General features: G+C 33.6%; 16 protein-coding genes. 13 read left to right on the forward strand and 3 right to left on the reverse strand.

The annotated features are described in order from the left end of the window. Window positions 1-79: 79 nt before the first annotated feature. From FEM21_RS08265 to FEM21_RS08325, 13 genes are all read left to right on the forward strand, one after another. Entirely contained in the window at window positions 80-427 is a 348-nt protein-coding gene (locus tag FEM21_RS08265; protein WP_035659461.1) for a winged helix-turn-helix domain-containing protein, read from the forward strand. A gap of 206 nt (window positions 428-633) precedes the next feature. Beyond that, complete coding sequence (locus FEM21_RS08270; RefSeq protein WP_051627534.1) at window positions 634-2,028, forward strand: alginate export family protein; 1,395 nt, start codon at window positions 634-636, stop codon at window positions 2,026-2,028. Window positions 2,029-2,045: 17 nt separating this feature from the next. Then, window positions 2,046-2,807: a molybdate ABC transporter substrate-binding protein gene (gene modA, locus FEM21_RS08275; RefSeq protein ID WP_035659463.1), complete on the forward strand. Its 762-nt coding sequence runs from the start codon at window positions 2,046-2,048 to the stop codon at window positions 2,805-2,807. 180 nt (window positions 2,808-2,987) lie between these two features. After that, the gene (locus FEM21_RS08280) at window positions 2,988-3,392 is read left to right on the forward strand and encodes a TOBE domain-containing protein (RefSeq protein ID WP_035659465.1); all 405 of its coding nucleotides are present in this window, start codon (window positions 2,988-2,990) and stop codon (window positions 3,390-3,392) included. Then, window positions 3,385-4,062: a molybdate ABC transporter permease subunit gene (gene modB / locus FEM21_RS08285; RefSeq protein ID WP_201448284.1), complete on the forward strand. Its 678-nt coding sequence runs from the start codon at window positions 3,385-3,387 to the stop codon at window positions 4,060-4,062. Before FEM21_RS08280 ends, modB begins: the two co-directional genes overlap by 8 nt. Then, window positions 4,059-4,934: an ABC transporter ATP-binding protein gene (locus FEM21_RS08290; protein WP_035659466.1), complete on the forward strand. Its 876-nt coding sequence runs from the start codon at window positions 4,059-4,061 to the stop codon at window positions 4,932-4,934. Before modB ends, FEM21_RS08290 begins: the two co-directional genes overlap by 4 nt. 106 nt (window positions 4,935-5,040) lie before the next feature. After that, the gene (locus FEM21_RS08295; protein WP_035659467.1) at window positions 5,041-5,916 is read left to right on the forward strand and encodes a cell division protein FtsX; all 876 of its coding nucleotides are present in this window, start codon (window positions 5,041-5,043) and stop codon (window positions 5,914-5,916) included. A 53-nt stretch (window positions 5,917-5,969) separates the two neighbouring features. Then, window positions 5,970-6,203, forward strand: a complete 234-nt coding sequence (locus FEM21_RS08300) for a DUF3098 domain-containing protein (RefSeq protein ID WP_035659468.1) — start codon at window positions 5,970-5,972, stop codon at window positions 6,201-6,203. A gap of 74 nt (window positions 6,204-6,277) precedes the next feature. Beyond that, the gene (locus FEM21_RS08305) at window positions 6,278-7,075 is read left to right on the forward strand and encodes an undecaprenyl-diphosphate phosphatase (RefSeq protein WP_035659470.1); all 798 of its coding nucleotides are present in this window, start codon (window positions 6,278-6,280) and stop codon (window positions 7,073-7,075) included. Next, the gene (gene truB, locus FEM21_RS08310) at window positions 7,075-7,776 is read left to right on the forward strand and encodes a tRNA pseudouridine(55) synthase TruB (protein WP_035659471.1); all 702 of its coding nucleotides are present in this window, start codon (window positions 7,075-7,077) and stop codon (window positions 7,774-7,776) included. The genes FEM21_RS08305 and truB overlap by 1 nt, the downstream gene beginning before the upstream one ends. A gap of 129 nt (window positions 7,777-7,905) precedes the next feature. Next, complete coding sequence (pyrH, locus tag FEM21_RS08315) at window positions 7,906-8,613, forward strand: UMP kinase (protein ID WP_035659473.1); 708 nt, start codon at window positions 7,906-7,908, stop codon at window positions 8,611-8,613. Between the two features lie 114 nt (window positions 8,614-8,727). Further along, the gene (gene frr, locus FEM21_RS08320; RefSeq protein WP_035659474.1) at window positions 8,728-9,291 is read left to right on the forward strand and encodes a ribosome recycling factor; all 564 of its coding nucleotides are present in this window, start codon (window positions 8,728-8,730) and stop codon (window positions 9,289-9,291) included. A 133-nt stretch (window positions 9,292-9,424) separates the two neighbouring features. Continuing rightward, window positions 9,425-11,920 (forward strand): DUF5686 family protein, encoded by a 2,496-nt coding sequence (locus tag FEM21_RS08325; protein WP_035659475.1) that lies wholly within the window; start codon window positions 9,425-9,427, stop codon window positions 11,918-11,920. Here FEM21_RS08325 and FEM21_RS08330 read toward each other — a convergent pair. Genes FEM21_RS08330 through FEM21_RS08340 form a run of 3 tightly spaced genes read right to left on the reverse strand, consistent with a single transcriptional unit; the run spans window position 11,917 to window position 15,639 of the window. Then, a complete protein-coding gene (locus tag FEM21_RS08330; RefSeq protein WP_035659476.1) occupies window positions 11,917-14,190 on the reverse strand; it encodes a cation:proton antiporter in 2,274 nt (757 codons plus the stop codon). The two genes, FEM21_RS08325 and FEM21_RS08330, sit on opposite strands and share 4 nt — an antisense overlap. Beyond that, window positions 14,187-14,915 carry a LytR/AlgR family response regulator transcription factor gene (locus tag FEM21_RS08335; RefSeq protein ID WP_035659478.1) on the reverse strand — a complete coding sequence of 243 codons (729 nt, stop codon included), beginning with the start codon at window positions 14,913-14,915 and terminating at the stop codon, window positions 14,187-14,189. Before FEM21_RS08335 ends, FEM21_RS08330 begins: the two co-directional genes overlap by 4 nt. Then, the gene (locus tag FEM21_RS08340) at window positions 14,881-15,639 is read right to left on the reverse strand and encodes a sensor histidine kinase (RefSeq protein WP_035659479.1); all 759 of its coding nucleotides are present in this window, start codon (window positions 15,637-15,639) and stop codon (window positions 14,881-14,883) included. The genes FEM21_RS08335 and FEM21_RS08340 overlap by 35 nt, the downstream gene beginning before the upstream one ends. Window positions 15,640-15,645 lie beyond the last annotated feature (6 nt).

The following is a 15,645-nucleotide window of genomic DNA, read 5'->3' on the forward strand; positions in this document are numbered from 1 at the left end:
ACAATAAAAAAAAATCATAAAAAACATTTTTACTAAGTAAAAATACGTATGTTTGCGCTATGTTTTAGAAAACATACTTATGACAACTAGCAAAAAGTATAAAATTGAAGTTCGTCTTTGGATTGAAGAGACTGAAGGTCCTTTTTTAGGTATTGGTAAAATCTGGCTACTCGAAAACATTCGCAAAACAGGTTCGATTACTAATGCTGCCAAAGAAATGAAAATGGCTTACCGCCAAGCCTGGCAATTAGTGGAAGAAATGAACCAACGTGCCGAAAGTCCGCTAGTCGAAAAACTCCTTGGTGGAAAAGGCGGAGGTGGTGCCCGATTGACTGAAGCTGGAGAAAAAGCCATTGCCACTTTTTACGAAATCGAAAAACGCATTAAAGATTTTGCTGAAAAAGAAACTCGAAATCTAAAGTTCTAGCTTTTTTATTTAGCAGTATTCATTTTAAAACATATAGAAAAAAACCAACAACTATTATTGATAAATTGAGCCATAATCAGTTGAAATACATAAAGTAAAATAACTAAAAAAACAGACTATATTTGCAAAAAATTAAATGCTTGAAAATGATTGTCTTTCTAAACTAGTTTAAAAAGACAATCATTTCATAATGGTCACTTATTCTGATGAAAAAAACTAAAAATACGTTTTATACCCTTGTAATTACAATGCTTACTTTATTTTCCAGTAGTTCGCTATTGGCACAAATAGACAGCAACCTTACCCAATTATTACTCGAAAAAAAGATCATTACGCAACGTGAAGCGGATTCTTTAAGTGTTTTAAATGTTTTTAAACAAAAAGTAAATTCAGAAAACAAAAACTTTTCGATTGGATTAGAATTCAGGCCCCGAGCAGAATATCGGGATGGTTACAGAGAATTAAGAACCAGTGAAAACAAAGCGGCTTTTTTTGGAACACACAGAAGTAGATTGTATTTTAATTATAGCCAGCCCAAATTCAAATTCCACACTTCTATTCAGGACATTCGCGTGTGGGGACAATACGGTCAAACATCAACGGCTGGTTCTTTAAATGTGTTTGAAGCCTATGCCGAAACTTCTATTTCTGGTGCTTTTTCAGTAAAATTAGGACGACAAAAAATAGAATTAGACAATGGTAGACTTTTCTCAGCAGCCAACTGGAGTCAGGCTGGAAGAGCTCATGATGCAGTAAATATTATTTTCAACAGTAACAGCATTCATTCGGAACTTATAGGTTCTTTCAATCAAACTTCAGAACGTATTTTTGATACTGAATTTTCTCCCACCACTTTTACTAATTATAAATTACTAAATATACATTATCTAAAAGCCAGACTGAACGAACATTTTTCGCTAACCACCATCAATGCTGTCGATGGCTACCAGAGTAAAACTTACAGCGGAACTATGTACGCCAGAGCAACCACAGGTGGACGTTTAGAGTATGAAAGAGGTAACTTGTATGCAACTGTTAGTGGTTATTATCAATTTGGGCAATTGCAAACCCGAGAACATATTTCGGCTTATTATTTTCAGCCCGAAATTCAACTTCGAACAAACAAATTAACAACTCGTTTAGGTGGCGAATTCATCAGCGGTGAAAACACCGAAAAAGCAAGTGATATCTCTAAATCATTTGTTCCATTATATGGTGTAGCCTGGCGATTTATGGGAAATATGGATTATTTTACTTCGTTTCCTAATGATGTCAAAAAAGGAGGTTTGTTCAATCCCTATTTATTTTTTCTTTACCAATGGAATAAAAAACTAGCTGTTCGTTCTGATTTTCATTTATTCTATTTAGGAAACAAAATAAAAAACGATTTAGGCAATACAATTAATCCTTATTTAGGTTTCGAAAATGATTTGTCCCTAAAATACAAATACAATGATTTCACCAGCATTGATTTTGGATTCTCCTATATGGCTGCCGAAAAAAGTATGGAAACACTAAAAAACGGAAGCAGTTCGATTGTTCCTATCTGGAGTTATGTCATGATCACTTTCAAACCCGATTTATTTAATTTTTCCAAATAACAACTACTATACATTCGATGCTAAAAAATATAAAATCCTTATTATTCTTTCTTGTACTCTTAAGTTCAACCACTTTTTTTGCTCAGGAAAAAACAATGATTGTTGTTGCTGCCAATATGAAAACAGCGATGGATTCGATTGCTAAAACTTACAAGCAAAAATATCCTGCTGATAATATCCAGATTTCGTACGGAGCTTCGGGGAAATTTTATGAGCAAATTGCTAATGGAGCGCCATTTGATGTGTTTTTCTCTGCCGATATGGGTTTCCCAACCAAGTTAAAAGAAACCCGTTTTGCCATTTCAACTGTAAAATTATATGCCATTGGCCGACTTGCTATCTGGAGTAAAAAAATAGATCCGAACATTCAAAAAATGAATTCATTATTGGATCCAAAAGTGAAGAAAATTTCGATTGCTAATCCTATCACGGCGCCTTACGGAGCAAAAGCGCTAGAAAGTTTACGCCGAAATAAAATTTACAACAGCGTAAAAACCAATCTGGTTTTTGGCGAAAACATCGCACAAACTGCACAATTTGTTGCTTTTGGTGCTGCCGATATTGGGATTATTGCCTTATCTGATGCTTTGTCTCCGGCAATGAAAAAAGAACGAGGTAAATATTATGTGATTCCGCAGGAAAATCATGCTCCGTTAGAACAAGGTTGTGTGATTTTAAAACACGGTAAAGGAAATGCAACTGCTTTAAAATTTTATGATTATATTTCATCGGATAAAGCAAAAGCAATTTTAAAATATTACGGCTATTCTCAAAAATAATTTTTTTGGGTTTTATTGGAAATATATGAAACTTTTTTTACCATTAAGTTAGTGAAGAAAATTTAGGCTTACAGTACTCTTAAATCTCTTCACTAACTTAATGGTTTAAATCTTTTTCTTTCACACAATTACCAGTAAAATCGTTTTTTTTAAACATGTTAAGCCCATACAATCAACAAAATGAACCTATTAGAAGGCAAAATATCCGAAATAAAAACTGAAGGCTCTTTGTCCCTAGTAAAAGTGATGGTGCAAAATTGCCCGATTACTTCTATTGTAATTGACACGCCCGAAAGTGCTGGATATTTAGCTATTGGAAACAGCGTAAAAATTCTATTCAAAGAAACTGAAGTGGTTCTGGCGAAAGCATTTTCGGGAACAATCAGTCTTCAAAATAAATTAGATTGCAGCGTTCATTCTTTCGAAAAAGGAAAGTTGCTTTGCAAAATCATTTTAAAATTTCAAAATACCAGAATAGCTTCGGTTATTACCCGAAATGCTTTTGACCAACTCGACATTCAGGAAAACGATTTGGTACAGGCGATGATAAAAACAAATGAAATAAGTTTGGCTACTCATGATTGATTTCGAACCCATATATCTCACGCTAAAACTAGCATTTTGTACCACAACAATATTGTTAGTACTCAGTTTACCTCTGGCGTATTGGTTAACTTACAGTAAGTGGAAAGCAAAAGTAATTATCGAAGCCGTAGTGAGTTTGCCACTGGTTTTACCTCCATCAGTTTTAGGGTTTTATCTATTATTAGCTTTTAGTCCCGAAAATGCTTTTGGAAAATTTCTCGATCAGTATTTTGACATTCGCCTGGTTTTTACGTTTCCGGGATTAGTCATTGCATCGGTTTTATACAGTTTGCCTTTTATGGTGCAGCCCATTCAAAATGGCTTTAAATCGCTTTCAAAATCACTAATTGAAGCTTCTTTTTTGTTAGGAAAAAGCAAAATCGAAACTTTTTTTAAAATTTTGATTCCCAATATTAAAAAAGCCATTCTTACTGGAATTGTATTAACATTTGCCCATACTATTGGTGAATTTGGAGTAATTTTAATGGTGGGCGGAAGTATTCCCAGCGAAACCAAAGTCGTTTCGATAGCTATTTATGACGAAGTGCAGGCTATGAATTACCACAATGCTAATGTGTATGCAGGCATTTTATTTGCCTTTGCTTTTATAGTGCTTTTGTGTGTTTACAGTATTAATCATCGTTTTAGTAAAACCAATTTATTGCAATGATTACTCTAAAAATCCAAAAGAAACTCCAGTCAGCATCGGGCGAAATTCTTTTAGATCTTGATTTCGAAATCAAAGAAAATGAATTTGTGACCTTATACGGCGCATCAGGTTCAGGAAAAACAACTACTTTAAGAATACTTTCGGGTTTATCAGAAACTGATCAGGGAAAAATCACAGTAGATAATTCAACCTGGCTTGATACTGATAAAAAAATCCTTCTTGCTCCGCAAAAACGAAAAATTGCCTATGTTTTTCAGGATTATGCTCTGTTTCCAAATATGAGCGTAAGAGAAAATCTAAAATATGCACTCGAAAAAGGACAGGATCAATCCATTATCGAAGAATTACTAGAATTAATGGAACTCACTCAATTGCAACATCAAAAACCGGCGCAATTATCAGGCGGACAAAAACAAAGAGTGGCGCTGGCAAGAGCCTTGGTACAAAAACCTCAAATTTTATTACTGGACGAACCCTTATCGGCAGTGGATAACGAAATGCGTGTCAAACTACAGGATTACATTATTCAGGCACATCGAAAATACAAGCTTACCACTATTTTAGTCAGTCATGATATTGCCGAAATTTATAAAATGTCAGACAAAGTGATTGTATTGGAAAACGGAAAAATAAGCAAACATGGAACTGCAAATGAGGTTTTTTCGAGCCGCTTAGTAAGCGGTAAATTTCAATTTGTGGGCGAAATTTTAAAAATCGAAAAAGAGAATTTCATTTACATCGTAGCTGTTTTAATTGGCAATAATGTGGTTAAAATAATTGCAATGGAAGAAGGAATTCAGAATCTAAACATTGGCAACAAAGTATTAATTGCTTCAAAAGCTTTCAATCCTATCCTTACAAAAATCGATTAATCTTTTTAAAAGTACTGTTTTATAGTACGAAAGTTAAAACTTTGACCGTTATTAACTTCATATAAAGAAATTCTTTATTATTTTTACCCCATAATTAAAATAAACTATGAGTTCTTCATTTGATAAGTTTCAAAAACGCAGGTTAATTTCCTCTTATTTTTCGGTAGTTTTAAGTATCTTCTTAGTTTTATTTTTGCTGGGAACACTAGGGCTTTTTATTATTAATTCGAATAAATTAGCGAATGATTTTAAAGAAAAAATCGCCATGACTGTTTTCTTTAAAAATGAAGCCAATGATACGATTCTGAAACAATTTGGAACCGAAATAAAAAAAGCACCTTATGCAAGATCAATTTCTTATGTAAGTAAAGAAGCTGCTGCCAAACAACATACGGATATTATTGGTGAAGATTTCCTGACTTTCCTTGGCGAAAATCCGTTACAAAACTCTTATGATATCCATATCAAAGCGGCTTATGTAGAAAAAGACAGCGTAGCTAAAATTGAACAGGATTTACGTAAAAACGAAATGATTTCGGATATTGTTTATGACAAACAATTAGTCAATATGGTTAACGATAACATCAACAAAGTAAGTATGTGGATCTTAATTATCAGCGGATTCCTGACCTTTATTGCTGTATTATTGATTAATAGTTCGCTTCGTTTATCTATTTATTCTAACCGTTTTATCATTAAAACCATGCAAATGGTAGGTGCGACCAAATCGTTTATCAGAAAACCATTTGTGATGCGAAGCGTAAAACTAGGAATGCTTGGAGCTGCACTAGCGATTTTAGCATTAATCGGACTTTTGTCTTACATCAATGCTAATTTCCCTGATTTAGGAATTCTGGAAGATAAAATACTTATTGTATTAGTTTTTGCTGCTGTTTTTGGATTTGGTGTTTTTATTCCTTGGATTAGCACACACTTTGCAACACAACGTTTCTTAAATCTAAGAACTGACGATCTTTATTAATCTAAGAATTCAGATTGCAGATTTTAGATTGCAGAATTAAAAATATAAAAAACATGAAAGACGATAAACAAGAATTCTTATTCGATAAAATCAATTATAAAATTCTATTAATTGGAATTGGGGTAATTGCACTTGGATTTATACTAATGTCAGGCGGAGGCAGTGATGATCCTAAAGTCTATAGCGATGCTATTTTTGATTTCAGAAGAATCCGATTAGCTCCTACAACGGTTTTAATTGGTTTCGGAATTACCGTTTATGCTATTCTTAAAAATCCTAAAAAATAGTTTGCAGTGTTCAGAATGCAGTTTTCAGTTGGTAAAATTGAAACTAAAATCTACACTCTAAAATCAGAAATAAAATGAACACATTACAGGCTATTGTTCTGGCAATTATTGAAGGAATTACTGAATTTCTACCTGTTTCTTCTACAGGCCACATGATTATCGCTTCTTCTTTTTACGGAATAGCACAAGACGATTTCACCAAACTTTTTACTATTGTAATTCAGCTGGGAGCAATTCTATCAGTTGTTATTTTATATTTCAAACGTTTCTTTCAAACTTTCGATTTTTACTTTAAACTTTTGGTTGCTTTTATTCCAGCCGTAGTTTTAGGATTATTATTGAGTGATATTATTGATGATTTATTAGAAAATCCCGTTACAGTTGCGGTTTCTCTTTTAATAGGAGGTTTGATTTTATTGAAAGTTGACGAATGGTTTAACAATCCAAATTCAGCCGAAAACTCACAAGAAATCACTTACTTACAAGCCTTAAAAATTGGATTATTCCAATGTTTAGCAATGATTCCAGGAGTTTCCCGAAGCGGTGCCAGCATTGTAGGTGGAATGTCTCAAAAACTAACCCGAACAACTGCTGCTGAATTTTCATTTTTTCTTGCAGTTCCAACAATGTTAGGCGCGACTGCAAAAAAATGCTACGATTATTACAAAGCAGGTTTCGAATTATCTCAGGATCAGACTAATTTACTAATCATTGGAAACGTAGTTGCTTTTATTGTGGCACTTTTAGCCATTAAAACTTTCATTGGATTTTTGACTAAAAATGGTTTTAAAGTTTTTGGTTATTACCGAATCATTGCCGGAATCATTTTATTACTGATTCATTTTTTCATTCACCCGCTTAGCATTATATAATGACACCCGAAGAATACCTGGAAGGACAAGTTTTACTAATAGACAAACCGTTGAAATGGAGTTCGTTTCAGGCAGTCAATAAATTAAAATACCTTTTAATTAATAAAGTTGGACTTCCTAAAAAATTCAAAATTGGTCATGCCGGAACTTTAGATCCGCTGGCAACGGGATTGTTATTAATTTGCACCGGAAAATTCACCAAAAAAATTGCCGAACTTCAGGGTCAGGCCAAAGAATATACAGGAACGTTTTACATTGGAGCTACTACTCCATCCTATGATTTAGAAACGGAAATCGATGCCACTTTTCCAACTGAACATATTGATGAAGCTCTAATTCATGAAACTGTAAAAAAGTTTTTAGGCGAAATAGATCAAAAACCACCTATTTTTTCTGCTATAAAAAAAGACGGTGTACGTTTATACGAACACGCCCGTGCAGGCGAAGAAGTAGAAATTGCGAGCAGAAAAACTACCATTCACGAATTTGAAATTACCCGAATTGCACTTCCTGAAATCGATTTTAGAGTAGTTTGCAGCAAAGGAACTTACATCCGTTCGCTAGCCTACGATTTTGGAAAAGCCATGAATTCAGGTTCGCACTTAACGGTTTTACGCCGAACAAAAATTGGCGATTTCGATGTAAAAAACGCTATTGATGTTACGCTTTTTGAGGAGTCTTTAGGATTAGATTCTAACTAATTACTGGTTTTAAAACTAAGGTTGTAATATCAAAATTCGTAAACCAAAACAAAATTTATAAATTTTAAGTCGTGCTATTTCAGGAAAAAAGAATATCCCTATATTTGCACCAATCAACGAAACAAAGACATGAAATACAAAAGAATTCTTCTAAAATTAAGCGGTGAGGCTTTAATGGGAGACCGTCAATATGGAATAGATCCTGTAAGATTAGCTGAATATGCTGAAGAAATCAAAAAAGTTCACGACAAAGGAGTAGAAATCGCTATCGTTATTGGTGGAGGAAACATCTTTAGAGGAGTTTCGGGAGCAAGCAACGGCATGGACAGAGTACAGGGAGATTACATGGGAATGCTTGCTACTGTTATCAACGGAATGGCTTTACAAGGTGCGCTGGAAGAAAAAGGAATGAAAACACGTTTGCAAACAGCCCTAAAAATGGAATCTATTGCAGAACCATATATTAAAAGAAGAGCCGATCGTCACCTTGAAAAAGGAAGAATTGTAATCTTTGGAGCCGGAACCGGAAATCCTTATTTTACAACTGATACAGCAGCTGTTTTACGTGGAATCGAAATCAATGCCGACGTAATCCTAAAAGGAACCCGCGTTGACGGTGTTTACGATTCAGATCCTGAAAAAAATGCTTCGGCAGTAAAATTTGACTTTATTTCATTTGATGATGTAATCAAAAAAGGTTTAAATGTAATGGACACTACCGCATTTACATTAAGCCAGGAAAACAAATTACCAATCCTTATTTTTGACATGAATAAAAGCGGAAATCTGGAAAAAATCTGCGATGGCGAAAACGTAGGAACTGTAGTAAATATATAGTTTATGGTTTTGAGTTTATTGTTTATAGTTCAGTAATATTCCGAAAGACAACATCTGAATCAGAACAATAAAACAACAGCAAACTATAAACAACAAACTATAAACATTAAAGAAATGACTGAAGAAATTGATTTTATATTAGATAGTACGCAAGAATCTATGGAAGGTTCTATTGCTCACCTTGAAAAAGAATTTCTAAATATTCGTGCTGGAAAAGCATCTCCTGCTATGCTGGGAAGTGTTTTTGTAGATTACTACGGTTCTTCTACAGCACTTAATCAGGTGGCTAAAATTAGCGTTCCTGATGCAAGAACAATTACTTTGCAGCCTTTTGAAAAAAGTATGTTGCAAACTATTGAAAAAGCCATCATGATTGCTAATCTTGGGTTTAACCCAATGAACAACGGTGATGTAATCATTATTAGCGTTCCGCCATTGACAGAAGATCGTCGTCGTGAGTTAGCAAAACAAGCTAAAGCTGAGGCCGAAGATGCTAAAATTGGAATCAGAAATGCCAGAAAAGATGCTAATACTGACATTAAGAAACTAGAAAAAGAAGGAACTTCAGAAGATGTTTGCAAAAGTGCTGAAGAAGAAGTTCAAAATCTTACGAATAGTTTTATCAAAAAAATTGACGAACTTCTTGCTCTGAAAGAAGCCGAAATTATGAAAGTATAACTTTCTAAAAAACATATTTAAAATCCGTCCCGACGCTGTTTCTAAAAAGTTAAAACAGAACGAGACGGATTTTTTATTACTACTTTTGCCATACCAAATTGCATTTTTTAGCGTTTTGACTCAAATAGCAACTATGAAGCAGCTTTTATTGTTTTTCTTTTTCACGCTTTCGCTTCAGGCGCAATTTCAAATTAATGGAATTGTAAAGAAATCTAATTCGAATCAAGTCCTTCCTTTTGCTTCTATAACTACTGACAATGGCAATTACAGCATTACCGATGTTGACGGAAAATTCAGTATCAATTCCGGTACGCCAATACTTTATTTTACTGTTTCATACATTGGCTATGCCAAAACTAAAATCAGCATTCAAAAAAACACTGTTTTTTATAATGTTCAATTAAAAGAAACTACACAAAACTTAAACGAAATTGTAATTAATCCGGAAAACGCTGCTTTAGGAATTATTAAGAAAACAATTGCTCTAAAAGACAATAACGACCCCGAAAAAAGACTCAACAGTTTTGAATTTAAAACTTACAATAAACTAATTGTTTCGGCAAATCCTGATTCGATTGCTGCAGCAATTGACACGATTGTTGTACGAAGAACTAAAAAAGGGGTTTATTTTAAAATTGATTCGACCAATTATAAATTCAAATCAACGGTAAACAAACGTCACTTATTTCAAACCGAAAAAGTGTCGCAATATCAGTTTGCCAACAACAAATTAAAAGAGACTATTTTAGGAACTAAAATGGCAGGATTAAAGCAACCGCTGTATGAAATCCTGACTTTTAATTTGCAAAATTTCTCTATTTATGATCCAAAATACGAGCTTTTTGAAACCAAATACAACAGCCCGATAGCTAATAATTCGCTCAAAGATTACAACTATAAATTACTGGATACAGTAACTATTGACGATCGAAATACCTACATGATTTACTTTAAAAACAAGAAGAAAAGTAAAGCCAAAGGTCTCGAAGGCATATTGTATATCGATCAGGAAAATTATGCTATTGCAAAAACGATTCTGCGCATCAGAGGATTATTAGACATTAGTTCTACTCATAATTTCAATTATCTACCAGAGGAAAACATCTGGTTTCCTAGTGATAAAAATTTCCAGATTATCAAAGGTAAAAATGATGATGATATTAAAATCTTAGGTGGGACCATTCAGTTTGATGGCGACGTAGAACAGGATTTAAGCACCCGAAAAAAACAGCCCTCGGATTATATTTATTTACTTTCTGAAAGCAATAATTTCGATATAAAAAACAATACCAATATTCAGATTCCAAAACCTTATTATGCTGTTGAAATTGGTAAAAATGCTATAACTAAAGACGAATCTTTTTGGGAAACCTATCGAAAAGACAGCATTGATATTCGAACCAAAAAAACCTACAGCGATTTAGACAGTATTGCCGTTCGAAAAAAAATTGCAAACCGTGTACAATTAGGAAAAAAAATCATCAATGGTTATTTACCAATTGGTTTTTTCGACATGGATTTACGAAAAATTTTCAGTTATAATAATTACGAAGGTTTTAGATTGGGCCTGGGCGGTGTAACAAATGACCGACTTTCGAAAGACTTTAGAATTGAAGGTTATTATGCTTACGGAACAAAAGACGGCATGTTTAAAGGAAGTTTGGGAGCAGCCGCAAAAGTAGACAAAAAAGCAAATTCATGGCTTGGAATTTCTTATACTGATGATGTTCGCGAAATTGCGAGTACTTCGTTTTCAATCGAAAAAAAGCCTTTTAAAATTTACGATCCAAGACCTATTAACATTAGTACTTTTTACAATTATTTGAGTTGGAAAGCCTACTATGAAACCAAACAAATTCCAAAAACTGAAAGTATCTGGGAAATTGCCCATAGTGAAATAGACCCAAAATTTAATTACGTATTTCTTAACAAGAACAATTTATACGATTATTATACCATGACTACTGCCATGGTTTCTTTACAATGGAGCCCGTTTAGCGATTTTATGCTTACGCCTACCGGACGGATCGAAATCGAAAAACGTTTTCCTAAATTTACTTTTCAGTACACGCAATCCCTGGGCAGATTATGGAATAATGATTTTGATTTCAGCAAGTTTGACTTTAAAACTGAATACGAAAAGAAATATTTAAGCGGACAAAAAACCTCTTTATTACTTCAGGCGGGTTATGCTTTAGGCGATGTTCCGCTGACGCATTTGTACAATACTTCGCCTAATAATATTACCAAAGAAACTATTATTCAAAGAATTACTTTTAGCGGAAAAAACAGTTTTGAAACCATGTTTTTCAATGAATTTTTCTCGAATAAATATGCGATGTTTCAATTCAAACACGCTTTTAACCGGGTAACTTTATTAAAAAAAATAAAACCATCCTTAGTCATTGTAACCCGAATGGCGTATGGAAATTTAGACAATCCAGAACAGCATTTAGGATTAAATTTCAAAACTTTAGACAAAGGTTTTTTTGAATCCGGAATCGAATTGAATCAAATTTTTAATGGTTTAGGACTGACTACTTTTTTCCGTTATGGTCCTAATCAGTTACCAAAACTGGAAGATAATATCGCTATTAAATTAAGTTATGTGCTGAATCTAGGGTTTTAAGGTTTTATAATAAGAACCGAAGAAATATCAACTAACCAGTCAGTATCTGCCGCATCAAGAATATGTTTCCAGCTTTCGAGACTTATAATCATCAAATTTTGATTTTCTAAAAATTCTTTATTAATCGCGCGATCGTGCATAATCATAATATGATTTGGAGCAATTTGTTCAATTGATCGAATGGTTTCCTGGATATCACGCGTATTTTTTACTTCGCCTACAGCATCCAAAACCGTAATTTGAGAACCATTATTATTGATTAATTTTTTAGCATAATCCATTAAAAAGATATCTTCCTTTTTAAAAACAGGAATAAATACCCGATCGATTTCTTCCAAATCCTTATCAATAAAAATTCCAACAGGCATTTTACTTTTGGCAATAATATGGCGTGTACTTTCGTCAAAAGGGGAGTTTTCAAACAATCCTTCTTTGCCTGTAAACTTATCAATCAATCGGTCAGGATTTACAATTTGAGTTGTAAAACCGAGAATCTTACCCAACAAAGTTCCGTCAAAAATAGATTGGCCTAAACCTACCAACAATAAATCATATTCGCCCTGATTTGCCGTATCAATAATATCAGTATCAATATCATTAGTTACTTTAAAAACGCTAACCACTTCCTGATTCAATGCCTGAGATTCTTTGATAATAGGCGCCAGCATTTTTCGCTCATAATCCTTTACATCAAACGAATGTATTTCGGTACTTAAAGAACAGTGCATTGCTGCAATAATTGAACTATCGGCTTGTTTTTTAACTAAACCATTTGCAATCTTGAGTAATTTTTTTCCTTTTTCGGGACTGGAAAACGAAAATAAAATTTTGTATTTGCTCTTATTGCTAATTTCTTCCGGAATTATCGTCGCTTTATTTTTAAAGATAAAATCAATAAAATCTAAGGCTGGTCCTGTCATAAAAGTAGTTACTAATGCCATAATTACCATCATGGTAAAAATCTCCGTAGATAAAACACCTAAATCATAACCAATATTCAACACCACTAATTCCATTAAACCACGGGTGTTCATCAAAGCACCAATCGCTAAACTATCTTTCCAGCTTTGTCCAACAAATTTAGCAGCAAAGGCACTTCCAAAAAATTTCCCTACTACAGCCACAGCGATAATAATTGCTGTAATTTTCCATAAATAAGGATCGTTGATTAAGCCTATTTGGGTACGCAAACCAGTAAATACAAAAAACAGCGGCAACAAAACAATGATAGCAACATCTTCAACTTTTTCGATAAAAATGTTTCTAAACTTATTATTTTCAGGCATAATGGCTCCAGCCAAAAAAGCTCCGAACAAAGCGTGAATCCCAATTAATTCTGATGCATAAGCCGAAATTAAAAGCGTGATAAAGAAAATAGCCACTACTGGCTTATTCAGACTTTCGCGGGTGGAATTCAAATCGCCCACACGTTTTAAAAACGGACGCACTATTTTCAACATTATAATTACATATAAAATCGCCAGTCCAATTACATATAGCGAACTGGTAAATGAACCCGCTTTTACAATTGCAATTACAACTGCCAGAATACACCAGGCCGTGATATCATCAGCAGCGGCACAGGTTATAACAATAGTTCCCAGTTTTGTTTTTTGCATTTCGCGTTCCTGAACAATTCTGGCTAAAACGGGAAATGCGGTAATACTCATGGCAATTCCAATAAACATTCCAAAAGAAGAAAACTCCACGCCCATTGGCGCAAAAATGGGATAAATAAAATACGCCAGAGTGAGTCCTAAAGCAAACGGAATCACAATGCTGGCATGACTAATAACAACCGCATCATTAGCCTTATTTTTAAGCACTTTCAAGTCTAATTCCATCCCAATAACAAACATGAAAAAGATTAGTCCTATCTGACTTAAAAACTGTAAATTTCCTAAAGATTCATCAGGAAATAAGAGTTCTGAAAATTCCGGAAAATACATCCCGACTAATGATGGTCCAAGAACAATCCCTGCAATCATTTCCCCAATTACGGATGGTTGACCAATTTTTCTAAAAAGCCAGCCAAATAAACGTGCAACCAGTATAATAGTCACAATTTGAGCTAATAAAATAGCCAAAGGATGCTGTAAATTTTCGATCATCGAATGCAAAAAATCATTCCAGTGATTGCTTTCTATTTTTTTAGGAACAATACCGCGACCTACTTCCAGAGAAGGTCCTATTGAAATCAACCAATATATTAAAGCGGTAAAACCACCGATAACAGTAATATAAAACAGAGAATTTTTGATGTTATTCATAATTCATTTTTTATTTTTTTCAAAAAATCAGCACGATAGGTTTCACTTAACAAGACGCTGCTGTTTTTCTCATTTTCATCTAAATGATGCAAAACAATTTCGGTGTGGTTAAAAAATTTAATAGCTTTTATCGCCACAATTTCCTTCTTGTTCACCCGACAAAAATCAGCTTCAGGTAATTCTTTTAAAAGCGTATCAAAGTTAATATTCTTCAGGTTAAGTACGCTTCCGTCAGTCAAAAATACGGTTTTATCGCGGCTATCGCCCTGAGCCGTTTTGATATATGCAATTTGGTCAAAATACAACAAACTTTTACCTCTGTCAGTATTTAACTGAACAAATCTCCTGATACTAATCGTGTTATTTTTGAAACGTTCAAAAGCTTTAGAAACCGCTTTTTGCAATCGCTCTAAACGTACTGGTTTTGTAATATAATCTACAGCATCAATGGTAAAAGCATCGGCAGCATAATCTTTGTATGCTGTACAAAAAATCACCATTTTATCCTGAACTAAACTTGCCAAATACAATCCGTCAATTCCTGGCATTTCGATATCAGTAATTAATAAATCAAAATCGAGATTAGGAATTTCGGCTAAAAGTTTCTCCGGATCATTGAACGTTTTGATAATTTCTACTTCGGGAATTTGTTCGCAAAGCATTTTCAAATACGTTAAGCCGGGCAACTCATCATCTAGCAGCAAGCATTTCAGTTTTGTAGTCAAGTAAATTAATCTTTAAATGGGCAATATAAATATCGTTTTCTATGAATTTTTCGAGCTTGAAATTATTTCTGTAAATAATTTTCAAACGCTGTTCTAAGGTAGTGTTTCCTATTCCACTTCGTTCTTTTTTCAGGATTTTTTTATCCGAAATTTTATTCGAAACCGTCATCGAAAAAGTATTGTCTTTAAATTCAAAAAACACCGAAATAAAAGCATCTGGACTTTGCAAATCGGCATGTTTAAAGGCATTTTCGATTAGATCTATCGAAATTAAAGGTGCCAACAAAGACTGATGGTACAATTTATCTTCAAAATGAATGTTGGTTTTCACTTTTAATTCGAAAAGCGGACTGATCTTGATTTTGTTAATTTCGATTAAATTCAGTGCAAAATCAATTTCTTCTTTTGGAGTGACAAATTTTTTCTTGCTTTCGTACAAAATATAATCCAAAACATTGGCTAATTTATCAAGAGCAAAATAAGTTTGGTACGCATGTGACTGAATCGAATTGAGAATATTTTTAAAAAGATGCGGATTCAATTTGGATTCTAAAGTTTCCAGCTGCAGGTCATTAACTTTCATTTCGAGCGCAAAAAAACTTTTTTGAGCCTCATTTTTTTCTTTTCGGGTTTGAATTAATTGGTAAATCATAAAACCAATAATTACTACCAAAAGTAAAATGATGATTAAAAGAATAAAAGTAATGTTATAGTTTTTTTGCATATTGAT

The organism is Flavobacterium seoulense (assembly GCF_000695795.1).
Classification (GTDB): Bacteria; Bacteroidota; Bacteroidia; order Flavobacteriales; family Flavobacteriaceae; genus Flavobacterium; species Flavobacterium seoulense.